Here is a 22,406-nt window from a genome sequence, read left to right as displayed (position 1 = left end):
ACTCGGTCAGGCATCCGCCACCACCTCCTCCACTCCAATACCAAACGCGCTGGCCAGATCGCCGTAAATCAGCTCTCGCATAAGGTGATCGCGGATAGGATCCGCTACCCCATCATCTTTGGCCCTTAGTGCCGCCATTGCGACGTCGCTATTTATTGACTCGGCCAGCACGGGGCCAACGATCCTCATCACCACCGACGGAGGGATCATGCATTTGTTGCACACATCGATCAAGGAGCGCATTGCACCAATCAGTTCTGAACGGTCAACATCAGACCCGATAGCTGCACTCCAGCCCTTTCTAAAGAACTCCTCAGTCGAGGCATTGGACGCGTCAGCCAGATTCGCCAACAGAACAGCGGGCACGTTGTAGTTGATCACCAGGAAGGCTTTAACTCCGGCATTACCACCATCTTGGCTAAGCCATTCGGCAACAACATCGCAGACAATCAATGCAGCGGATCCGTCTTTCGAAACCTCCAGCAGCACCTTTTGTGCATTTCGGAATCCGGAATCAGGCGATTCCCGATTGAGTCCTTCGAAGATGCGCTTAAGAGCGATGCGGGGCCTCTCCTGGAGGAGAGTATGACTACAGGCGTCTACCGCAAAGGACGCCAGGAACTCATTAGCCCCTCTTGCCCATTGCAGAAGGCGGTGACGCACGAAAGCCCCGACGCCCGAATCTAGAACAATCCCGTCTATTATCTTTATCGCCAGAGCATAGGAGGATTGGCGTTCAAGCACGATCTTCTTTACCAACTCAAGGAAAATGTTACTCCTTGCACGAATCGCGGTTTTCACCGTAATGTGGGCAACTCGCTCAACTACGTGCGAAGGCGCACCTTCGGCCAATCCAATAAGCCAGTTTTGCAGAACTCTATGCATTTGCGGAAATTCGTTCCAGACAAAGATGATGACTGCCTCATCTAAGCCATGTCGCGTAGCGGATATAGAAAATCCTTTGTCCACGCTACCAGCCTCAAGCAGGACAAGGTAGCCGCTACGGCCGGGCCCAGACAGAGGTCCCACGCTCTCCTCTGGTTCACCAATCTCCCTAAGCAGCTCATTTCTTGCATCTAGCATCCGAGCCGGCGGCGCGGGATCAAGGACTGCAGCCGCCACAAGAGCAGCACGTTCCGGCACCGAATCATGCTTTTTGAACCAGGTCGTGAGATAGCTCCGCCAGCTCTGGAATTCGTCGAGTACTGATTGCTTGGCTTCCTCTGCGTCTTCTCGCTGGAGAGCACTGGAAATAGACTTTGCCAGGGCCACTGCTTCGGAGGGCTGCTTCAGGCGCGTAACTAGGGCCTGGAAGCTTAAGTCAGCGAGCCAGCTCTCGTACCGATTATCGTCGGTGATCGTCTGAAGCCTCTCCATCGTAACGGCGTATGGATCAGGTACCGGCACATCGCGAGTAACAATAGCTGTAACTCCGTGGCATTCCTGCCACACCTCTGGTGTGGTGATAACTACCAGGAAGACGCCGTCGTATCGATTGAAGTCCGAATCACGGATAAGATCTTCGCCGAACTCCGCCTTCGGGATATCGTCACTCTGACTGACATCCAAGAGATACGAGGCTCCAGGGGCACTTGGAATCTCGCGAGCTGCGATCTCTTCCCAGCCCGTTCGTAAGAGCCACGATCCGCCGGCAGGCTTGCCCTCCTCATCCAACTTCTTCTGGCAATAGCTCAGCAACCGCACGGCGAGAGTAGATTTGCCGATTCCGTCAGGGCCTCGGAGCACCAATAGGCCTCGCCTCCACAGGGTCTGCTTCCATTCCTCGAAATCTTCCGGCTCCACAATAGAGCTGGCAACCGCTTCTGCCACGGCCACATCACTAACGCGTCGAGCCCTCAGCTTGCTAGCGTCGATCCTCGTGTAATTGGTGTCGCCTTCGGAGTAGATGTTATCGCCGCCGACAGCGTGTTGAGCGACTAGCATCCTCCGGGCCGGCAGGAGCGGATTGAGGCCGCGGTTATCTTGGGAAGGGGGCGGGCTAGATACTGCAACCATGGGCTATCTCTTTCGGCCAACGTTCGTATCACGTCCGGAGTAAATATTCTGGCCACCTTTGCCGGCCCTCTGGTTGATCACGGTCAGGTTTTTCGAGTCACTACTCCCACCAGCTGCCTCCAGCTGCTTCACGAGTGCTTCCAGCTCAGGCACCAGCTCCGGGTACTCCTCCAGAAGATCCCTCAATCTGGTTTTCCAGTCATTTGAAACGTCGAGAATCACCGCTTGCTGTTGATTCTCTGGAGCCGCAATCACTTCCGCGCGATCACGGTCCAGGCGTTCTATCTGCCGCATATGCGCCGGGCCCACTCGGCCAAGACGCTGCAACCCGGCTCGGGCTAGGTGATATAAGTCGCTGGCCATACTGTTCGCGACAAGCGTTCCAGCGCTGACACACAGCGCGATTACTTCCGGCGGCAATTCCATGTTCACTCCCAATCCGACACCACAACGGAGCCACCACCAATTAGCGCAGACGAGTGCATTTGCGGCGCAGAAAACGACCCATCAAGGGCCGGCCCACCGTAACGAGCATCTGTCTCTTGCGCGGACGGGCGGCTTCCTCTACGACGCCGCCGACTTCGACGCCGAGTTCCTAACAAGCGCACCGCCCACCCATGCCGACTTGCAACCAGGATTTGAGGGCAACCGGCAGCACAGGGGCAGGACTCGTCTCAGGTAGGGAGCAAGGCTCGACTCCTCGGCACGCGACAGGAACCCCGACGTCATCAACCGCTCGGGCTGTTGCTGCCGTCGCTAGCGACCATAACCCCGCAAGCATCGACCCACCTCCCCACAAGGCGTCCTCGGACAGTACAGGAACGAGTCCTGCCAGCGGAACCTAGAGCGACCGGCGTAGGGCTCGTTCGTGCTGATCGAAGTCGGCCAAATGCCGGCCTTCAGCCACGCCTCGTTCGATGGAACGCTCCGCCGATTCTTCCTGCTAGTAGACCGTATGCAGGTCGCCACCGGCGCCTGCAGAGATTCAATAAGGGGAGTCAGGAGTGCCACCCCGCCACTAACCGGAAGGCCCTGTCGGAGATATGACAGTGGTCTTTCCGACCACCGTCCGTACCAGTCCCGTCAAGCGGATGGATAATGTCCGTCGACATTCGGATGCCGACACCACTCTTTCAGGGGCAGCAGCATGCGTCGGCGGATGGTTAGCTCGTTCGCGTGACGGATCTTGAGCGCGGAATCTATGAGCACCTGATCACTCAGCAGGTTGCCGAGGGCATGCGCCGGCTCGATCCCGCTCTGATCCAGCACGCCAGACTCGATTCCGCCGACGCACCCGACGTGCTCGCACAGTACCTGGCCGCCATTGCTCGCCGAGCGCTGGCTGCCGTACCCGGAAGCGACGACAAGCTCGCTCGCCAGGTGGCGATCGTCAATCACATCGCTAAAGCCATTGAGACCATCGCACCAGGCACGACGGCGTCAGGCGACGAAATCGTTGATAGCCAACGTCTGCTACATGCCATCGCCGCTCCGCCGACTGCGCCCGCCGCTCCTGCGTTCCCACACCGTCCTTCTACTCCGCTCTCCACCGGCGCACTGCTGGTTAACGGTCGCCACCAGCCGCGTATCGGCCACGAGGTCGCTTACGAGATGGCCTCGGCAGGCTCCGTCGAGCTGCTGTGCGCATTCATCAAGTGGCACGGTTTGCGCCTCATCGAGCCCGCCATCCGGGAGCTGTTCGACCGCGGTGGCCGCCTACGGGTCATCACCACCACGTACATGGGCGCCACCGACCAGCGAGCCCTTGACCGGCTCGCCGAGTTGGGTGCCGAGATCAAGGTGTCCTACGAGACCAGGACCACTCGCCTGCACGCCAAGGCGTGGCTGTTTCGCCGCAACAACGGCATGACCACCGCGTATGTCGGGTCCTCGAACCTGTCGAAGACCGCCCTGGTTGACGGGGTGGAGTGGAACGTACGAATATCGAACGTCGAGCAGCCGCACGTCATCGACACGTTCACCGCCACGTTCGAGGACTACTGGAACGACCCGGCGTTCGAGGCGTACGACCCGGCAAAGGATGGTGAGCGCCTGGGGTACGCCCTGCGGGGCGAGCGCGCCGACGATGCACCGACCGAGATCGCCAACCTGGACGTGCGGCCGTACCCGTATCAGGCGGAGATCCTGGCTGACCTGGATGCCGAGCGCCGCGTACACGGCTGCTGGCGGAATCTCGTGGTGATGGCCACGGGCACCGGCAAGACGGTGGTCGCGGCCATGGACTACCGCCGGCTACACAAGGCGGGGGATGTCGACTCGCTGCTGTTCGTCGCGCATCAGGAGCAGATCCTGCGGCAGAGCCGGTCGACGTTCCGGCAGGTGATGGGGGATGGCAGCTTCGGCGAGACGCTGGTCGCCGGGGACAAGCCGAGGCAGTGGCGACATGTCTTCGCCTCGATCCAGTCATTGCACCGGCAGGAGATCGACCCCGAGCAGTTCGACATGGTGATCGTGGACGAGTTCCACCACGCCGAGGCGAAGACGTACGCCCAACTGCTTGAGCGGCTGCAACCGCGCGTACTCCTGGGACTGACGGCGACCCCCGACCGGGCCGACGGCCGCGACGTGCGGCGGTGGTTCGACGGACACGCGGCCGTGGAGCTGCACCTACGGGAGGCGCTGGACCGGCAGTTGTTGGCGCCATTCCACTACTTCGGGCTGCACGACGACGTGGACCTGTCGCACGTCGCGTGGAAGCGCGGGCAGGGCTACGACCGGTCGGAGTTGGAGGGCCTATACACCGGCAACCAGGCGCGGGCGCGGTTGGTGCTGCGGGCCGCCCAGCGGCTTGTCGACGTGGGGCGGATGCGGGCACTCGGGTTCTGCGTGAGCATCGGGCACGCCAAGTTCATGGCGGACTGGTTTACCGAGCACGGCGTACCGTCGGCGGCGGTGACCTCGGAGGTCGGCCGGCCGGAGCAGCACTGCCTGATCCAGGACTTCAAGGCCGGCAAGCTGCGTGTTCTCTTCACCGTCGACCTGTTCAACGAGGGCGTCGACCTGCCAATGGTCGACACGATCTTCCTGCTGCGGCCCACCGAGAGCGCCACCATCTTCCTTCAGCAGCTCGGCCGTGGCCTGCGCTTGGACGACGACAAGCCCTGCCTGACCGTGCTCGACTTCATCGGCGGTCAGCACGCCAACTTCCGGTTCGACCTCCGTTGGCGGGCGCTGACCGGAGTCAGCCACCGAGAGGTACGCGACGCGGTTGCGCAGGACTTCCCGACTCTGCCGAGCGGGTGCCACATCGAGCTGGACCGAGTCACCAAGGAGGTCGTCCTTCGTAACCTGGAACGAGCGGTCCCATCCACGAAGAACAGCATGGTGGCCGAGCTGCGGCAGCTTGGGGACGTAACCCTGGCCGAGTTTCTGCGGGACACCGGCCTGGAGGTCGAGGACGTGTACCGATCGGCGGCGTTGGGTGGCTGGACCGGTCTACGGCGGCTCGCCGGGATGGAGACGTCGACGCCGGGAGCGGATGACCGCGAGTTGGGCCGGGCGATCGGCCGGATGCTGCACACCGATGACCTCGATCGCCTGGCGTTGTGGCAACAGGTGGCTGCCGGCGGGCCGGTGCCCGATGGGCGGCTGCTGGACATGCTGCACTTCAGCCTGTGGGGGCCGAACGTGCCGCTGTCGCAGCGGGACGAGCGGCTGGCGCGGCTGTGGGCCGAGCCGGCCCGCTGCGTTGAGCTACGCCAGCTCGCCGAGGTGCTGCGGGAGCGGATCCACCGGGTCACCGAGCCGGTCGGGCTGGGCCAGGTGCCGCTACGAGTGCACGCCCGGTACAGCCGCAACGAGGCGTGCGCCGCCTTCGGGATGCCGAACCCGGGATCGCTGCGGGAAGGAGTGAAGTGGCTGCCGAACGAGCAAGCCGACCTCTTCTTCGTCACCCTGGTCAAGTCCGAACACCACTACTCCCCGACCACCATGTACGCCGACCGGGCCATCACCGAGACCCTGTTTCAGTGGGAGTCGCAGAGCACCACGGCGTCGGCGTCGGCGACCGGGCAGCGCTACATCAACCACGAGAAGCTCGGGTCGACGGTGCACCTGTTCGTCCGGGAAACCAAGGTCGCCGACCGCGACCTGGGCGTGCCGGCCTACCTGTACGCCGGCCCGATGACGTACCAGGAGCACACCGGCGACCGGCCCATGCGGATCCTCTGGGAGCTGAGGCACCCACTCCCCGCCGACATGTACGCCGCCGCCCGGGCCATCGCCGCATGAGCACCCGCCAGGAGGGTTCTGGAACCGCCCCGCCTCCCGTTCCGGCGCCCGCTACGCCTCCGCCACGCCGGCCGGCTCGGGAGCAGCGTGACCCTTGACCGGCCGTACGTCCCCATGCCCCGGCCACCATGCCGCGTGCCCGATCAGCGCGGTCAGCGACGGCACGAAGAACATCGACATGACGAAGGCCGACAGCACGATGCCGATCGCCACCGCGAAGCCCATCTGTTGCAGGAACGAGATCGGCGCGAGCATCAGCACCCCGAACGTCCCGGCGAGGATGAGGCCCGCGGCCGCGACCGTCGGGCCGGCGTGTTCCACCCCGATGGCGGCCGCCTGGTGCGGCTCGTTGCCCTCCCGCGCTTCCTCGCGTAGTCGGGCGATCATCAGGATGTTGTAGTCGGTCCCGATCGCGACGACGAAGAGATAGAGGATGATCGGCAGTTGGAAGGTGACGCCGGGCTTGCCCTGTAGTCCTTGGAAGAGATAGACGGTGGCACCCAGCGTGGCGGCGAAGTTGAGCAGCACCGCCACCACGAGGTAGATCGGCGCGACGAGGCTGCGCAGCAGCAGCGCGAGGATGAGCGCGATCAGGCCGGCCGCGACCGGCAGGATGACCGACAGGTCGCGGTTGTTCGCCGAGTTGATGTCCGCGAAGATCGCGGTGGGTCCGCCGACCAGTGCCCGCGTGCCGGGCGGGGCCGCCTTGTGCAGGGCGTCGCGCAGTTTGTCGCGTACGAGGGTGATCGCCTCGTTGGAGACGGGGTTCTCGTTGAGCAGCAGGTTGACCCGGGCGACGCTCGGGTCGCTGCTGCGTTCGGCGGGCTGCACCCGGCCGACTCCCGGGGCCTTCGCCACGGCGGCCGCGAAGTCGTTGATCTGCTGCTCGGTCAGGGCTGTGCCGTTGCCGGTGGTCAGGTAGACCTCGGTGGGGGCGAGCGCGCCGGCGGCGAATCCGCGCTGCAGCTCGGCGGCGGCCTTCGCCGACTCGGTGTCCTGCGGGAAGCCGGCACTGAAGTCGTAGTCGGCCTTGTAGTTGAGCACTCCGGCGGCGAGCGCGACCAGCACGGCACCGGAGGCCGCCGCGACGAGCGCCGGCCGGCGTCCGATGGCGGTGCCGAGGCGGTGCGACATGGTGGCTTTGGGGGGACGCTGCCACGCCTTGGACGGCCAGAAGACGTAGCGGCCGAGCAGCGAGACGATGGCCGGGATGAGGGTGAGCGAGGTGACCAGCATGACGCCGACGGCGATCGCGAGCGCCGGGCCGAGCGAGCCGAAGAAGCCGAGGGAGGCGAGGAGCAGCACCAGGAACGCGACGATGACCGCTCCGGCGGCCGAGGTGATGACCTCGCCGACCCGGGCGACGGAGACCGCCATGGCGGTGCGCTTGTCGTCACCGGCGCGCAGCCGCTCGCGGTAGCGGAAGAGCAGGAACAGCATGTAGTCGGTGCCGATGCCGAACAGCACGATCAGCAGCACCGTCTGCAGGTCCTGGCTGACGTTGAGGTCGAACGCCTTGCCCGCCGCGGCGACGAGCCCGGTGGTGACCGACATGACGATGAAGATGATCGGTACGGGCAGCAGCGCGGCGACCGGGCTGCGGAAGATGATCAGGATCAGTCCGAAGATCAGGATGATCGTGGCGAGGCCGACCACGGCGAAGGCCCGGTTGAAGGTGTCCTCGTTGTCGACAAAACTCGCCACGTCGCCGGCCACGCCCGCGGTCAGGCCGCTGCCCGCCAGCTCCGGGCCGATGGCCGACCGCAGATCGCGTACGGCGTCGAGCAGCGCCGGGTCGTCCGGGGTGGGCGCGTCGAGCCCGACGTTGATCACCTGCACCGACTTGTCCGGCGCCACCGCCTGCGGGCCGGTCAGGTAGCCGGACGTGTGCGGGATGTTCCTGGCCTTGAGCGACTGGGCGAGCTGGCCCACCCTCGCCTCGTCGCCCGGCGTGAGCGCCTGCCCGTCGGCGCGTTTGACAACGATCATCGCCGTGGCGGTGGCCTGCTGCGGGAACGCCTTCTTGCCGAGCTCGGTGGCCTGCACCGACTCGTACGAGCGCGGCAGGAAACTCTCCTGGTCGGCGGAGGTGATGTCGCTCAGCGACGGTGTGGTGACGATGATGGCGATGGCCGCGAGCACCCAGCCCGCGATCACCCACCACGCCCTGCGTACGACGAATGTGCCCAGCCGCTCGAACATGGTCTCCCCCGCGTGTTCGGCAGAATCGACGTCCGGGGTGCCGCGCGCCCGCCGGCGCCCACCCGTCACCGTGACGACGGTCTTGACTACCCCGCGTGAATAGTAGTGCCGCTCGGCACCCCTTTTCGGACGGCTCGCGGAAACTCGGTCAGCCGTTCAGATACGCCAACACCGCCAGCACCCGGCGGTTGTCGTCCTCCGACGGCGGCATCCCCAGCTTGCTGAAGATGTTGTTGATGTGCTTGCTGACCGCCTTCTCGGTCACGAACAGCCGCCCCGCGATGGCAGCGTTCGACCGCCCCTCCGCCATCAGCCCCAACACCTCCCGCTCGCGGGCGGTGAGATCGAGCAGCCGTTCCGCCCCGCTGTTGCGCGCCAGGAGCTGCGACACCACCTCCGGGTCCATCACCATGCCGCCGCCGGCCACCCGCTGCACCGCGTCGATGAACTGGGCGACGTTGGAGACCCGGTCCTTGAGCAGGTAGCCGACTCCCCCGGCCTTGTCGGCGAGGAGTTCCCGCGCGTACAGCTGCTCGACGTGCTGGGACAGCACGAGGATCGGCAGCCCGGGGATCTGGGCGCGGGCCGCGAGCGCCGCTTGCAGGCCCTCGTCGGTGAAGGTGGGTGGCAGGCGTACGTCGAGGACGGCGACGTCGGGGCGGTGCCGGGTGAGCGCCGGCAGCACCGACGGCCCGTCGGCGACAGCCTCGACCACCTTGAACCCGTACGCGTCGAGGATGCGGGTCAGCCCGTCCCGGAGGAGGGCGAGATCCTCGGCGATGACAACTCGCACGGCAGCTCCATGGTGACGACGGTGGGTCCGCCTGCCGGACTCGTCACGGTCATCGTGCCATCGAAGGATGCCAGCCGGCGGCGTACCCCGGACAGGCCGGTCCCCGCGTCCATGGTGGCCCCGCCACGGCCGTCGTCACCGACCACCATTTTCAACAGACCGTCCTGGTGATGAACCTGGATCCAGACGCGGGTGGCGGTGCTGTGTTTGGTGACGTTGGCCAGCGCCTCGGCGACCGCGAAGTACGCCGCGGACTCGACCGCCGCGGGCGGGCTGCCGGGCAGCCGCACGTCGAGTTCCACGGGCAGCGGCACGGCCAGGGCGAGGGCCTGCACCGCGCCGGCCAGGCCCCGCTCGGCCAGCACCGGCGGGTAGATGCCGCGAACGAGGTCGCGCAGCTCGGCGAGGGCGTGGCCGCTGGACTCCTGCGCCTCGCTGAGCAGCCGTTGCGCCGCCGCCGGATCGTCGGCCAGCAGCTGCTCGGCCAGACCGATGCTCATCCGCAGCGCGACCAGCCGGGCCTGCGCCCCGTCGTGCAGGTCGCGTTCGATCCTGCGCAGCTCGGCGGCCTGGGTGTCGATGGTGTCGGCGCGGGTGGCGGCGAGGTGCCGCACCCGTAGGGCCAACTCCTGCGCCCGGGTGGGGGCGAGGAAGAAGCCGGCGAAGCGGAAGTGCAGCCACAGCAGCCAGGGTGCGACGGCCAGCCCGCCGGCCAGGAGCAGCCAGCCCTGTGGCACGGAGAGCCACACCTTGACGAAGTTGTCCGTCGGCCAGAACACGCCGTAGCCGTACCAGCCGATGGTCAGGTAGCACACGACCGGCACGAACAGAGCGCCTTCGAGGCCGTACACGGGAAGGGCGAACGCGAGCAGGCAGGCGGCGCCGGTGATCGTGCCGGGGATCAGCCAGGCCAGGTCCCGCCAGGTCGCCGGGTCCGTGACCACCCACCGGAACCGCCGCCAGGTGCCGAGCGCGGCACCGGCGGGCACGGGGGCGTACGGGGAGGCGATCGGCGCCGTGCCCCACCGGCTCAGCCGGCGTTGCAGCGTCAGCGACGCCCGCACCAGCACGGTCACCGCCGGAAAGAGCGCGAACCCGATGCCGAGCGCGGGTATCAGCGCCAGCGCGACCACCGACAGCACGAACAGCGCCACGTTGGTGGTCAGGCTGAGCAACGCCACGGCCAGGCCCTGCACGGCGGCGACCGCGCCGGGTCGGATCTGCTGCCAGAAGGAGGCACGTACGGAGCTGTCCACGTCGTCATTCTCCGCCGCGCGGCCACCGGAATCGGTGGTGCTACCACCACCCGTCGCCTGGGCAGGCACCAGCAGGACCGGACTGGCTGGTGCGCCGTCGCCGAGGCCTCAGAGGCGATAGAGCACCGCGCCGCCGATGTCCTCCCGGGTGATGCCGAGGCCGTCGACCGGCCGGCTGGGCACGCCGTCCCAGGGGGTGCCGGGCAGGTAGTCCGGTAGCACGAGCACGTCCTTGACGCCGAGGCCGCGCAGGTACGCGATCGAGGCCTGGTCCGGGAACGTGACGGTGGCCGCCCGGGTCTGCGCCTGGGTGGCCGGCTCGAATCCGGCCAGGCCGTTGGCGATCCGTGGCCAGCCGTCGACCGTCCACATCATGTAGTGCAGCTCGATCAGCCCGGTCGCGGGCAGCACCAGCAGCGGCTCACGTGCCTGCGCGAACGCGGCCGGCGGCTGCGGCACGGCCGGGTGGGCGGTCTTGTTCACGCCCTCGCCGATCACGAGTAGCAACGGGATGACCAGCGCGACCCGTGCCACGGCGCGGCCGACGCCCTTGAGCCTGCCCGCGTTGCGGACCGCCTCGGTGATCGCGCCGGCGGCGAGGATGGCCAGCAGGAGGCTGGTCCAGATCATCAGCCGGCCCGGCGTACGCAGCGCGTCCCAGCCGGGCAGGTGCTTGGAGAGCGTGATGTATCCGGGGTCGCCGTCCCCGCCGAGCGTCGCGCCCAGTGCGAGCAGTGCGGTGCCCACGGTGGCCACGGCCAGCACGATCCGGTGCCGCAGTGAGAAGACCGAGAAGAACAGCCCGGCCGCGGCCAGCACGATCAGGCAGACGCCCGGCAGCAGCGCCATCTCCGGCGGCCACGTGAGCTGCTCGCGGGCGGCGGCATGCCGCTCGCCCCACAACCACGACTCGGCGGGCGCGGTGAGGAACGCCTTCACCGGCGGGGAGAACATGATCGTCCACTCCAGGCCGCGCTTGCTGCCCGGGTTGAGCTCGGTGACCTTCAGGTACGCCATCGCGATCGAGATCGTGACCAGGCCGAACAGCGAGCCGCCCACGAGGTTGGCGACGAGCAGCCTGCGCCCGAACGGCGGCCGGGCCTTCTTGCGCCACCACGAGAACGCGTACGTGCCGGCGGCCACCAGGCAGGCGCCGGCCAGGAAGTACACGAACGGCAGCCCGATGGCGAAGCCGAGGCTGACCTGCCACGCCGCGGTCAGCCAGCCGGCCACCACCCAGCCGGGCCGGCGCTTGTCCGGCTGGTAGCCGCCGGTCAGCGACCAGCCGTGGCCGCGGGCCAGCATCGCGAGCGAGAGCGCGATGCCACCGGTGGAGAGGATGTTCATGTGGCCGCCGTGCGCCAGCCGCCACGGCGAGAACGCCCACGCCACCCCGGCCACCGCCGCGCCCAGCCGGCCCGCGCCGAGTTGGCGGACCAGCGCGTACGCGCCGATGAACGCCAGCGCGTACAGCAGCACGTACATGATGTTGTAGCGGACGATCGTCGCGTCGAGGCCGGAGCCGATGAACCCGGCCGGGGCGTAGCCGAGCAGCGAGTCCGTGTACGCGTACGTGTACCGCTCGGGATAGAACGTGTTCGAGTGCCACAGCGACAGCGGATCGGTCAGCAGCGCGTGCCCACCCCACGCGATCTGCCACGACTGCACGGTCGGGTCGCCGATGTCACCGGGGATCGTGGACGCCGGGTGTTTCAGCGTCGGCCAGGTCAGCACCACCGCGAGCAGCAGGCCGCCGAGCACCGCGAGCGTCCACTCGTGCCGCAGCACCCGCCAGACGAGCGCGCGTCGCGGCCCGCCTTCCGGCTCGTCGGCGGTCTCGGGCGCGATCGGGGGCGCTGCGGATTCCATAGCAGTCGATGCTAGGTCAGACGCCGGCGTCGTCCGATACCCGGGCGTGCACCACGCTGAACGCGTTCAGGTGCCAGCCGGGCACCCGGAACGGCCGCCAGTTCACCGCGACATCGTCGGCGCGGAAGACGTGTCGCACCTGGGCCAGCAGGGACGGGAAGTGGTTGCGGTGGTCGAGCGCGGTGACCACCTGGTAAAGGTCGGCGATGCCCTGCCGGCGGGCGGCACGACCGGAGGTGAGCGCCTTGCCCAACCGGTACACGATCCCCGGGTCGGTCGGCAGCAGGATCGTGACGGTGCCGCCGGGCGCGGCGACCCGGCGCATCTCGCGCAGTGCCGCGTACGGGTCGGTCAGGTGGTGCAGCAGGCAGGTCGCGATCACGCGGTCGAACCCGCCGTCCGGGTACGGCAGATCGGACACGTCACAGGCCGCCACCCGTACGCGGGGATCCGCCGCCACCCGCTCGGTCGGGCGGGGCTCACGCAGGTCGGTCAGCAGGTACTCGTCGAACTGGTGCCGCACGTACGGCACGTGCTCGCCGCAGTTGCCGCCCACCTCCAGCACCCGGGCGTACCGGACATCCGGACCGTACGGCGCCTCCATCGACCGGTGCAGGTAACGCTCGAAGAACGACCCGTCCGCCGTCGCGGCCGTCGTGGAGTAGTAGTCCTCGTACCACCGGGTCAGCAGATCGTGCGCGCTCTGCCCGCGAGCGGGGTCGTCGCCTGGAGGCATGGCAGTCCCTAGGGGCGATGGGGTGGCCGAATTCGTCCGAACGTTACCGGTCGCACCAGCGGCGTACAACATCGTCAGATCTGGATGACGCGCCGCTCGATCCGGCCCCGGTCGCCGTCCACGCTCCAGACTGGACCCCTGATCGGTGGTGCTACCACCACCCGCCTTCGGGATCTGGCACTCCTGACCTCACCCTCCGCCGGCCGAAGGATCGACGCCATGACCACGATCAGGCGCAAGGATCGACTGGCCGGCCTGCCGTCCGGTCGCCGCGGCAAATACGCGATGCTCGTCTTCTGGCTCGTCCTCGTCGCGGTGGCCGGGCCGCTGGCGCTCAAGTTGACCGAGGTGCAGGACAACGACGCCCTCGGCGCGCTGCCCGCCACCGCCGAGACCAGCCGGGCCGTGCAGCGGGCGCAGGAGGCGTTCCCGGATTCGCAGAAGCCCCTGGCCGTCGCCGTCTACGTCCGCGAGGCCGGGCTCACCGCCACCGACCGGGCCAAGGTCGACGCCGACCGGGCGGTTTTCTCCCGGTACGCCGACGGCGGCCAGGTGTCGCCGCCGATGCCCAGCGACGACGGGCAGGCGCTGCTGCTCTCCTTTCCCGTCGCCGGGGACGCCGGCCAGCGCGCCGACGCGGTGGCGGACATCAAGAAGCGGCTCGCCGGTGACGTACCCGGGGGTTTGCGGACGGCGCTGACCGGTCCGGCCGGCGGTGAGGACGACGTCTTCGACGCGTTCGCCGGCATGGACACCACGCTGCTGCTGGCGACCGCCGGCACGGTCGCGTTGCTGCTGCTCGTCACATACCGGAGTCCGGTGCTGTGGCTGATCCCGCTCGTCACGGTGGCGCTGGCCAACCAGCTCGCCAGCGCGGTAGTGTACCTGCTGGCCGAGCACGCCGGGCTGGCCGTGGACTTCCAGAGCCAGAGCATCCTGACCGTGCTGGTCTTCGGCGTCGGCGTGGACTACGCCCTGCTGCTCATCGCCCGCTACCGGGAGGAGCTGCGCCGGCACGTCGACCGGCACGCGGCGATGGCCGTCGCGCTGCGTCGCTCGATCGGCGCGATCGGCGCCTCGGCGGCGACCGTCGCGCTCGGCCTGCTCTGTCTGCTCGCCGCGCAGCTGCCGTCCACCCGGGGGCTGGGGCCGGTCGGGGCGGTCGGGATCGTCGCGGCGCTGCTCGCCATGACCACGCTGCTGCCGGCCGTACTGGTCCTCTTCGGGCGGTGGCTGTTCTGGCCGTTCGTGCCGCGCTACTCGCCGGACGCGGTCGGGGTCGACGTGGCGGCCGAGCACGGGGTGTGGCGGCGGATCGCCGGGTTCGTCGGCGGTCGGCCCCGCGCGGTGTGGCTGGGTACGGCGGCGGTGCTGGTCGCGCTGAGCTTCGGCATGCTCAACCTGAGCATCGGCATGCCGCACGACGAGTCGTTCACCAAGGAGGTCGGCTCGGTCACCGGCCAGCGGATGATCGAGGCGCACTACCCGAGCGGTTCCGCCTCGCCCGCCGAGATCCTGGCCGCCGCCGGCCAGGCCGGGCAGGTGGTGGCCGCCGCGCGTACCGTGCCGGGGGTGGCCGAGGTGGGCGAGCCGGAACCCTCGGCGGACGGCCGCTGGGTACGCGTCGCGGTGGTCCTGGCCGACACGCCGGACAGCGACGCGGCGCTGGACACGGTCGAGCGGCTGCGCGCCGCGGTGCACGCGGTGCCGGGCGCGCAGGCCCTCGTGGGCGGGGACACCGCATATCTGATCGACGAGCAGCGGACGGTCAGCCGGGACAACTGGACGGTGGCGCCGCTGGTGCTCGCGGTCGTCCTGTTCATCCTGGTGGTGTTGTTGCGCGCACTGGTCGCACCGCTGCTGTTGCTGGCCAGCGTGGTCCTGTCCTACGCCGCCGCGCTGGGCGCGGCCGGGTTGATCCTCGACGCGATGGGCTACCCGAACCTGTTCGTCGGGATCCCGTTGCAGACGTTCCTGTTCCTCGTCGCTCTCGGCGTGGACTACACCATCTTCCTCAGCACCCGGGCGCGGGAGGAGACGGCGCGGCTCGGTCACCGGCGGGGTGTGCTGCACGCGCTGACCGTGACCGGCGGGGTGATCACCAGCGCGGGCGTGGTCCTCGCGGCCACCTTCGGCGCGCTCAACGTGCTGCCGTTGGTGCCGTCCGTGCAGACGGCCGTGATCATCGGCGTCGGGGTGCTGCTCGACACGTTCCTGGTCCGCAGTCTGCTCGTCCCCGCGCTGGCGCTGCACGTCGGCCGCCGTACCTGGTGGCCGAGCACCCTGGCCCGGCCGGTGTTCCGGCCGGTCGCGGCCCCGCCGGCCGAACGGGTCCCGGCGGCGTCGTAGGCGTCCCCCGGGCGCCGGCCGTGCCCACGGAGGTACGGCCGGTGCCCGGACCGGTCGGCACGCCGACATGGCTCGGGGTCACGCGGTCACCGTGGCGATGAATCCGACGAGGTTCGCCACGGTCCGCTGGATCTTCTCCTCCAGGGTGAGCGACTCGGGCAGCCGCGCGCCGGCACCGGCGTCCTTCTTGCCTCGCAGGTAGAGGGAGCAGGCCAGGTCGCTGCAGAGGTAGGTGCCCACGGAGTTGCCCTGCTGCCCGGCCTTCCCGGCCTTGCGGGCGACCATCAGCGAGACCCCGCCGACGGGCGTGGTGAGGCACATCGCGCACATGGTGCGCCGTGGCTGCCGGGTGGTGGGGGTGGGGCAGCGCAGCGCGAGGGCCGTCGGCCGGCCGTCCAGGACGGCGACCAGGTAGGCGCGGTCCGGCGCCTGCAGATCTCGCCAGCCGAGGTAGTCCAGGTCGTCCCAGGGCCGGTCGGCCAGGTCGCGCGGGACGGTCAGGCGCTTGGCCTCGCCCTTGCTGCAGTTCACGAAGGCGGCACGGATGTCCTGCTCGGTGAGGGGTGTCATGAGCGGCTAAGCTAGTTTGCCTAAAGGCTTTAGGCAAACGGATAATGACTTAGGCAGATGGGAGAGGCATGGCACGTGCAGGGCTGACCGCGGAACGCCTGACCCGGGCGGGCGCCGAGCTCGCCGACGAGGTCGGCTTCGACCAGGTGACCGTCTCGGCGCTCGCCCGGCGTTTCGATGTCACGGTCGCGAGCCTGTACTCGCACGTGCGGAACTCGCAGGACCTCCGGACCAGGATCGCCCTGCTCGCCCTGGACGAGATGGCCGCCCTCGCCGCCGACGCGCTGGCCGGTCGGGCCGGCCGGGACGCCCTGACCGCCCTCGCCAACGTCTACCGGGACTACGCCCGGGAGCACCCCGGCCGCTACGCCGCCGCCCAGCTCCGGCTCGACCCGGAGACGGCCGCCGCCAGTGCCGGCGGCCGGCACGCTCAGCTGACCCGGGCCATCCTGCGTGGCTACGACCTGACGGAGCCGGACCAGACGCACGCCGTCCGGCTGCTGGGCAGCGTCTTCCACGGCTACGTCAGCCTGGAACTGGGCGGCGGGTTCGAACACAGCGCCCCGGACACCACGCAGACCTGGGCACGGATCCTGGACGCCCTCGACGCCCTGCTGCGCAACTGGCCGGCGCCCCCGGACGCCGCCTAGGCCATCCGGATCGGGGCGAGTACGAGCACGACGGCAGCGAGGATCGCGAGCAGAATGCGCAGGGTGCGGAGGCCGCGCCACCACGGCACCAGCCACAGCACGACGAAGAGCACCACATGCCCGGCCAACATGGCGAGGGTGGTCTCGCACCTGTTGTCGAGCCTGGCCTCCGCGCAGAACTCCGGTGGTTGGCTGGCCCCGAGCACCGTGACCATCTCGACGCAGCCGGCCAGCACCGCAGCCCCCCACCAGCGTGCACAGCGGCGTCAGCGGCCACCCGGCAAGGTCACGACGCCGATCCATATGCAGCCGTCGCGACGACACAGGGTGAGTCTGCCCGGCGGACACGGCAGGCGACGTTACATGCGGACAAACGGGAAGTAGGACGCCCTCCTCTACGTCCTCCCAACCTCAGTCGCCCGGCTGGACACCGGCGACCGGCTGCGCGCCCTGATGCACGGCGCGTGCCGGGTGCGCAGGCCCCGTTTGCGGGGAGACCGCGGTACGCCCGGGCCGCGTCTTACGCGGCAGGCGACTCACGCGAGGCTCAAGGCAGGCAGCAGGCCAGCTGACTTCAGCCGACCGTAAGCCAGCCGGATGTGCGCAGCCGTGAAGAGGCGGGCCTTGCGGCCACTCCAGTTACGAACCCGCTCGGTCAACTCGTCGAGATCGCTGGTCGCTGGATGTGACGCGGCTGCGTAATGCACGGTCGCCAGCAACTCAAGGCTGTAGGGCGCCTCGAACCCGTCGGTCAGGTGGGCCAGCCGGTCCAGCACGTCGCACGACGCCGAACCGTGAGTTCCGAACCAGTCCGCGACGGCCTCGACAGTGCCGTCAGTCAGCCGGATCGGTTGAAGCTCCTCGACCCGCGCCGACCGGTCACCGAAGCCGGTCAGGTAGTGCCCTTCCAGCCGGTCGAGGACGTGGTTGAGGTTCTCGGCGTACGGGCCATATCGGCCGCGGCCGAACTGCAGGCGTAGTGGCTGACCCAACACCTGCAGGAAGTAGGCGATCTTCTGGATTTCCAGAACGGTGACTCCGTCGCGTGGTTCGAGGGTTCGCGCCCGTTGCAAATAGCGCTCAATCGCCCGCAACAGGATTGCCCGCCCCGAGGTCAGTTGGGGCTTCTCCGTGGCCACCGGCATGTCGGCGGGGTCCGGTGCGCCCTCGGGCGGGAACAGCAGCACTCGCACGTGGGGGATCTCGGCGAAGGCGCGCTCGATGACGGGTCGGACCTCGTCCCAGCGGAGTCCACCGTTGCCGCACCCCAGCGCCGGCACAGCCAGCGACGAAATCTGCCGTTCGCGCACTATACGGACGAGATCAGCAAGGCCGTCCTGGATGTCGGACAACTTTGAGTTCGCCCGCCAGTGACCCTTGGTAGGAAAGTTGATCACATATCTACGCGGACCGAGGCGTGCCGAGTCGAAAACGAGCATCCGGCCCAGCTTGACCTCGTCGGCGGCGCAGGCAGCCCGGTAAGCCGCGTAGTTGGCCGGGTAGGCACGCTTGAACTGGAGAGCGATCCCCTTACCCATCACTCCGACCGTGTTGACCGTGTTGACCAACGCGTCGGCGTCAGCGGTCAACAGGTTGCCGTGACCGATGACGATCATCTGCGCACCTCCCCCCGCGGGTTTCCGTAGTACCAGCCAGGTCTGACACGACCGTACGGCTCGATCATGCCAGCATCGCGGAAGACCCGCCTCACCTGTTCCTGCCGTTCCGTTGTCCGTACGACGTAACCGAGAAGCAGGTCCAGAGGAAACTCACGATGTACCAGGAATTCGGCCGCGCGGCGACGCACGCGGTCCATATCATCGGGAATGTCCTTCCAGACCTCCGCTCGCAGCAAAGGCCAGTCGACGAGGGCCGAAAGCTCATCGAGCTCGGTCGAGAAGGTGGTCAGCCCGACGGCGCAGTTGCCGTCGCTTGCCACCCAGCGCAGCCCGGCTGCATGCACCCGCTCCACCGAGCTCACGAGGTAGACGAGCGGGTCCTCCCCGCCTGGATAGCGCCCCGGCTTCCCGTCCCGATGGTCACACATGATCCGGTACATCATCGGTGAGCGTGGGGCGAAGTAGAAGGGCACATAGTCAGCGACGAACCCACCAGGAGGGCATGGCACCCGCCGCTCCCGTCGACGCGCCTTGATCTCCACGGCACCCACATTCGTGGCCAACTGCGGCCCGACGCTGCTGTCCGAGAACAACCTGTCCGCCTTCAAGATGCCCGGCAGGTTGTCGATGTGCGTGAAATGCAAGATCAGGGTCGGCTTCGGTTGGCCGAATGTCTCCGCCATGGATCAGTCCAGCTCGCTCGGGTCGATCCGGGCCTCCACCTCCGCATGCTCGGCGAGCAGGTAGAGCAGGTTAGAGCCGTCGATCAACTCCAGAGGCTTGCCGGAAGCGAATTCGTACGAGGCAGCTCCATAGCCGCTGGTGGTCACGAGGATGCCCTTGGACGCACCTTCGTTCTGGAGGGTGCCGTAGAGGTCCCGCACAGAGGAGACGTCGACCGTGTTGCGGTAACGCTTTGCCTGGATGACGACCTTGCCACCGAAAATCGGTCGGGGGTCGAAGGCGACACAGTCCACACCACCGTCGCGAGACGGGCGGGTCTGCTTTGTCTCCAGTCCCATCTTGGCGAAGAGGTTCTGGATCAGGCTCTCGAACTCCGTCGGGGTGAGCTTGAGCAGGTTCGGCCGCTGGTCGAGGTCGGCGAGCACGTCAACCTCGTCGACGAACCGCTTGTCGACCATGTCGAACTCCAGCACGGGACGGACCGGCGCGAGCTCGGCGGGACGCTTCGACAACGACGCATTGAGATGCTGCAGGCAGGCACCGGGCTCGACCATGCGAAGGTTGATTTCGCCGAACACCTCGCGGGTGGTTCGAAGCGTCACCAGGCACGGCTGAACGGCGGCTCCGATACGTGGATCAATAGTGTCGACGATGCCGTTGAAGATGATCGTCTCCACCAACGAAGCACGGTCGGCCTCGAACAGTTCATGAACCGTTCGTAGCGTCAACTGGGCGACAAGATTGGTGTACCGATCCTTGACCTCCTTCATCGGCCGGGATGCCGAGGTGATCTCGTCACGGGCTTTGACGTAGCGATACTCCCGGACCTTGGGGATCGCGTCCAGCGTCGGCAGGTGGTACTCCACCACCAACTGTCGTGATTCCGGGACGTATGCCAACCGGTACTGCTGGGGAAAGTCGTCAGGGTAGACCGAATTACCAAGCACCATGCTGAAGTACTCGACAACCGCCGCCGGGTCCGCAGCGGCGAAAGCCGCGGCAAACCGTTCAATCTCGGCGTTGTACGCGGCGGCTTCCGCGTCAATCTCGGCGCACTGCTTCTGATAGCTCTGGTAGGCGGCGGCCAGTCGCCGCTGGCGATCGGCCTCGGCGGCCGCGTACTGCGCCTGCGCCTGCGCGAACGCCTGCTGAGCTGCGGCCAACTGTTGCTGGTACTTCGTCTGGCCGCCGAGCACCTTGGCCAGCCCGGTTGGCGCGGGTGGCTCGAATCGGCGCCAGTCCGGCGGGGGCAGGGGGCTGCCCAACATTCCGGCGTTGAAGGGTGCGTGGGTGACTGATTTTCTCAGCCGACGGAAGTCGATGTGGTCGTCGACATCGAGTGTCGCAACCAGCAGTTGTTCCAACTCCTCAAGGCGGACCTGGAGGTCCGAGTTGGCAGCCCTCGCCTCGGCGCTCCGCGCCTCGGCGTAGAGCCGCTTGCGCTCCCGTTCGTCTGCCGCCGCGGCGCGTTCCGCAGCCTTCATGGCTCGCTCCGCCTCACGGAGCAATTGCTGGTGATGCCGGTACGCCGCAGCCTGGGCCTGCCTCTGAGTGCGCATCTGGCGTGCGTGCGCCCGCTGCATCTCCTTAAGGATTCCCACGGTTGTCCTAAGAGGTAGATGGGTGCAGAGCCAAACACTAGGCCAGCAGCAAGGAGTGAGGTATCCGCGCGACCATCAGACAGTGGGGCTTTGCGTAGCGAAATGCCCACACCTGCCCCGCAATTGAGGCGTACAACTGTCGGATGCCGGACACAGGGATCACATAAGGATCCCGCCGGCCCTCGCAAGTGGGGGCCACTGGCACACGAATGCGGGCCACTTCAGACGAGCCGAACGGCGAGAACGACCTCAGCCGCCCGGCGGGCGGATCGGCACCCGCCAGCCGCCACGCTCCGGCGGGGGCGCCTGCGGGGCGCGGCGCGCCTTCCGCACCAGCGCCCACAGCCAGAGCAGCCCGATGAGCGCCACGACCGCGAGCCCGATCCACTGCAGCGCGTTGAACAGCGCCACCTGGCCGCTGCTGGGCCGGACGAGCCTGCCGTTGGACACCTCTCCCCCGGTGAACAGCACGGTAAGGATCAACGCGATCACCCGCATGCCGTCCCAGAACGCGTGCAGCAGGGACACGCCGAGGTAGGCGAGGATCAGCCGCCCGGTGACCACGAAATGCTCCCGGGTGCTGGACGAGAAGAGCACCCCGCCGAGGATCGCCGTCCACAGGCCGTGCCCGAAGGGGGCGATCACGCTGCGCAGCAGCTCGGTCTCCACGAGTTGGGTCACCGAGAGCCCGTGCGTGGTGAACAGCGCGGTGAAGGCGTAGCCGGCGGTTTCCAGGGCCGCGAAGCCGAACCCGACCGACGCACCGAGGATGAGCCCGTCGCGTACCGCCTTGTGGTGCAGGTGCCGGGTCAGGAACGCCAGCACCCCGAGCTTCACGGCCTCCTCGATGAGTCCCACCCCGAGGAACAGCCACCACGACGGGCGCAGCAGGTAGGACTCGAGCAGCGAGGCGGCCAGCACGCCGAGCACACCGCCGGCCAGGAACGTGTTCAGGATGAGGCCGGGCGTGAGTTCACCGGTCTCCCGGCGCTGGAAGGCCCAGATCACGAACGTCACGGGCACCAGGAAGCTGCCCAGCAGCACCAGGGTCGGCACGAGGGTGGGGTTGCCGGTCGCGAAGATGACCACCACGGTGGCCAGCCACAGCACCAGGCCCACCCAGAAGATCCGCAGCCACGGCCGCCGGACCGTCGTCGAAACAGGCGGTGGGGGGTACGACTGGGCCACCGCCGCCTCCTCCTCGGATCTTGTCCGTGTCCGCGCCCAGCGTAAAGGCGCACAGACCACACAAAAGCAGCGTTATGCCCGACGTACGTCATTCGAGGCCCGCACCGGTCCCCGGCCCCGCGTTTCCCGGGTCCTTGTGGCGATTGGTGCCGCCGGTCCGGCGGAACCGGCGACCGACGGACGCGAAGCTTCATAGCCTGGCAGGTGGGAGCAGGTCGGGAAACGGTCGGGAGGGCATCGTGGCCAACGCGATCAGGGACGCTCTCGAGGGCGTCAACGAGGTCGAGATCACCGTGACCGGGAGGAAGACCGGGCGGCAGATCTCGCATCCGGTGTGGTTCGTGCAGGAGGAAGACAGCGTGTTCCTGGTCCCGGTGACCGGTTCGAACAGCGACTGGTACAAGAACGTGCGGCGCACCCCGATGATCCAGGTGGCCGCGAACGGTACGGCGTTGAGTTCGAGCGCCACCCCGATCACCGACTCCGACCGGGTCCGGCACATCGTGCAGATGTTCCGCGACAAGTACGGCGCGAACAAGGTGGAGGCGTATTACCCCAAGCGCGACGTCGCCGTCCAGGTGCCGCTCGGGTGACCCGGGCCGGGGTGGGCCCGGCGACATCA

17 protein-coding genes are annotated in these 22,406 nt (G+C 67.7%); 4 read left to right on the top strand and 13 right to left on the bottom strand.

Going from position 1 to position 22,406, the window contains the following annotated elements; genetic code table 11:
* Window positions 1-6 precede the first annotated feature (6 nt).
* Both GA0070604_RS31630 and GA0070604_RS31625 read right to left on the bottom strand, forming a co-directional pair.
* Window positions 7-1,704, bottom strand: coding sequence for a hypothetical protein (locus GA0070604_RS31630; protein WP_141721235.1), 1,698 nt, complete (start codon window positions 1,702-1,704; stop codon window positions 7-9).
* Between the two features lie 315 nt (window positions 1,705-2,019).
* Window positions 2,020-2,442: a hypothetical protein gene (locus tag GA0070604_RS31625; protein ID WP_141721234.1), complete on the bottom strand. Its 423-nt coding sequence runs from the start codon at window positions 2,440-2,442 to the stop codon at window positions 2,020-2,022.
* A gap of 810 nt (window positions 2,443-3,252) precedes the next feature.
* Here GA0070604_RS31625 and GA0070604_RS04960 point away from each other — a divergent pair.
* Window positions 3,253-6,267 (top strand): DEAD/DEAH box helicase, encoded by a 3,015-nt coding sequence (locus GA0070604_RS04960; RefSeq protein ID WP_377592653.1) that lies wholly within the window; start codon window positions 3,253-3,255, stop codon window positions 6,265-6,267.
* Between the two features lie 51 nt (window positions 6,268-6,318).
* Here GA0070604_RS04960 and GA0070604_RS04955 read toward each other — a convergent pair whose 3' ends face one another.
* The 5 genes from GA0070604_RS04955 to GA0070604_RS04935 form a co-directional block, all read right to left on the bottom strand.
* Window positions 6,319-8,538 carry an MMPL family transporter gene (locus GA0070604_RS04955; protein ID WP_244161748.1) on the bottom strand — a complete coding sequence of 740 codons (2,220 nt, stop codon included), beginning with the start codon at window positions 8,536-8,538 and terminating at the stop codon, window positions 6,319-6,321.
* 79 nt (window positions 8,539-8,617) lie between these two features.
* Complete coding sequence (locus tag GA0070604_RS04950) at window positions 8,618-9,262, bottom strand: response regulator (RefSeq protein ID WP_091114883.1); 645 nt, start codon at window positions 9,260-9,262, stop codon at window positions 8,618-8,620.
* Window positions 9,214-10,518: a sensor histidine kinase gene (locus GA0070604_RS04945; protein ID WP_244161747.1), complete on the bottom strand. Its 1,305-nt coding sequence runs from the start codon at window positions 10,516-10,518 to the stop codon at window positions 9,214-9,216. The genes GA0070604_RS04950 and GA0070604_RS04945 overlap by 49 nt, the downstream gene beginning before the upstream one ends.
* 108 nt (window positions 10,519-10,626) lie before the next feature.
* Window positions 10,627-12,387 carry a hypothetical protein gene (locus tag GA0070604_RS04940; RefSeq protein WP_091114880.1) on the bottom strand — a complete coding sequence of 587 codons (1,761 nt, stop codon included), beginning with the start codon at window positions 12,385-12,387 and terminating at the stop codon, window positions 10,627-10,629.
* Between the two features lie 16 nt (window positions 12,388-12,403).
* Window positions 12,404-13,123 (bottom strand): class I SAM-dependent methyltransferase, encoded by a 720-nt coding sequence (locus tag GA0070604_RS04935; protein ID WP_167363398.1) that lies wholly within the window; start codon window positions 13,121-13,123, stop codon window positions 12,404-12,406.
* A 219-nt stretch (window positions 13,124-13,342) separates the two neighbouring features.
* On the opposite strand from GA0070604_RS04935, the gene GA0070604_RS04930 reads away from it, so the two are divergent.
* Window positions 13,343-15,472, top strand: coding sequence for an MMPL family transporter (locus tag GA0070604_RS04930; protein WP_091114874.1), 2,130 nt, complete (start codon window positions 13,343-13,345; stop codon window positions 15,470-15,472).
* A gap of 78 nt (window positions 15,473-15,550) precedes the next feature.
* Here the strand turns inward: GA0070604_RS04930 and GA0070604_RS04925 are convergent, their stop codons facing one another.
* On the bottom strand, window positions 15,551-16,042 hold the full coding sequence (locus tag GA0070604_RS04925; RefSeq protein ID WP_091114870.1) for an FBP domain-containing protein: 492 nt from the start codon (window positions 16,040-16,042) through the stop codon (window positions 15,551-15,553).
* A 68-nt stretch (window positions 16,043-16,110) separates the two neighbouring features.
* Here GA0070604_RS04925 and GA0070604_RS04920 point away from each other — a divergent pair, with 68 nt between their 5' ends.
* Window positions 16,111-16,692, top strand: coding sequence for a TetR/AcrR family transcriptional regulator (locus tag GA0070604_RS04920; protein WP_091114867.1), 582 nt, complete (start codon window positions 16,111-16,113; stop codon window positions 16,690-16,692).
* Here the strand turns inward: GA0070604_RS04920 and GA0070604_RS04915 are convergent.
* The 5 genes from GA0070604_RS04915 to GA0070604_RS04895 form a co-directional block, all read right to left on the bottom strand.
* Entirely contained in the window at window positions 16,689-16,928 is a 240-nt protein-coding gene (locus tag GA0070604_RS04915) for a hypothetical protein (RefSeq protein WP_091114864.1), read from the bottom strand. The two genes, GA0070604_RS04920 and GA0070604_RS04915, sit on opposite strands and share 4 nt — an antisense overlap.
* Window positions 16,929-17,228: 300 nt before the next feature.
* Window positions 17,229-18,308, bottom strand: coding sequence for a type II toxin-antitoxin system antitoxin DNA ADP-ribosyl glycohydrolase DarG (gene darG, locus GA0070604_RS04910; RefSeq protein ID WP_091114860.1), 1,080 nt, complete (start codon window positions 18,306-18,308; stop codon window positions 17,229-17,231).
* Window positions 18,305-18,994: a type II toxin-antitoxin system toxin DNA ADP-ribosyl transferase DarT gene (gene darT / locus GA0070604_RS04905; RefSeq protein WP_091114857.1), complete on the bottom strand. Its 690-nt coding sequence runs from the start codon at window positions 18,992-18,994 to the stop codon at window positions 18,305-18,307. The genes darG and darT overlap by 4 nt, the downstream gene beginning before the upstream one ends.
* A 3-nt stretch (window positions 18,995-18,997) precedes the next feature.
* Window positions 18,998-20,479, bottom strand: coding sequence for a restriction endonuclease (locus tag GA0070604_RS04900; protein ID WP_244161746.1), 1,482 nt, complete (start codon window positions 20,477-20,479; stop codon window positions 18,998-19,000).
* A gap of 366 nt (window positions 20,480-20,845) precedes the next feature.
* Window positions 20,846-21,784 carry a PrsW family intramembrane metalloprotease gene (locus GA0070604_RS04895; RefSeq protein WP_091114851.1) on the bottom strand — a complete coding sequence of 313 codons (939 nt, stop codon included), beginning with the start codon at window positions 21,782-21,784 and terminating at the stop codon, window positions 20,846-20,848.
* A 239-nt stretch (window positions 21,785-22,023) separates the two neighbouring features.
* Between GA0070604_RS04895 and GA0070604_RS04890 the strand changes: the two genes are divergently transcribed.
* Window positions 22,024-22,377 (top strand): nitroreductase/quinone reductase family protein, encoded by a 354-nt coding sequence (locus GA0070604_RS04890; RefSeq protein WP_091114848.1) that lies wholly within the window; start codon window positions 22,024-22,026, stop codon window positions 22,375-22,377.
* The last annotated feature ends 29 nt before the right edge of the window (window positions 22,378-22,406 follow it).

The organism is Micromonospora eburnea, assembly GCF_900090225.1.
GTDB classification, from domain to species: Bacteria; Actinomycetota; Actinomycetes; order Mycobacteriales; family Micromonosporaceae; genus Micromonospora; species Micromonospora eburnea.
Note: the sequence above shows the minus strand (reverse complement) of the source record. Positions and strands in the feature narration are given on the sequence as shown.

Coding starts and splice junctions, on each gene's coding strand:
- GA0070604_RS04930 (WP_091114874.1), top strand. CDS start 13,343: ATGACCACGATCAGGCGCAAGGATCGACTGGCCGGCCTGCCGTCCGGT.
- GA0070604_RS04925 (WP_091114870.1), bottom strand. CDS start 16,042: ATGACACCCCTCACCGAGCAGGACATCCGTGCCGCCTTCGTGAACTGC.
- GA0070604_RS04920 (WP_091114867.1), top strand. CDS start 16,111: ATGGCACGTGCAGGGCTGACCGCGGAACGCCTGACCCGGGCGGGCGCC.
- GA0070604_RS04935 (WP_167363398.1), bottom strand. CDS start 13,123: ATGCCTCCAGGCGACGACCCCGCTCGCGGGCAGAGCGCGCACGATCTG.
- GA0070604_RS04960 (WP_377592653.1), top strand. CDS start 3,253: ATGCGCCGGCTCGATCCCGCTCTGATCCAGCACGCCAGACTCGATTCC.
- GA0070604_RS04900 (WP_244161746.1), bottom strand. CDS start 20,479: ATGAAGGCTGCGGAACGCGCCGCGGCGGCAGACGAACGGGAGCGCAAG.
- GA0070604_RS31625 (WP_141721234.1), bottom strand. CDS start 2,442: ATGGAATTGCCGCCGGAAGTAATCGCGCTGTGTGTCAGCGCTGGAACG.
- darG (WP_091114860.1), bottom strand. CDS start 18,308: ATGATCGTCATCGGTCACGGCAACCTGTTGACCGCTGACGCCGACGCG.
- GA0070604_RS04940 (WP_091114880.1), bottom strand. CDS start 12,387: ATGGAATCCGCAGCGCCCCCGATCGCGCCCGAGACCGCCGACGAGCCG.
- darT (WP_091114857.1), bottom strand. CDS start 18,994: ATGGCGGAGACATTCGGCCAACCGAAGCCGACCCTGATCTTGCATTTC.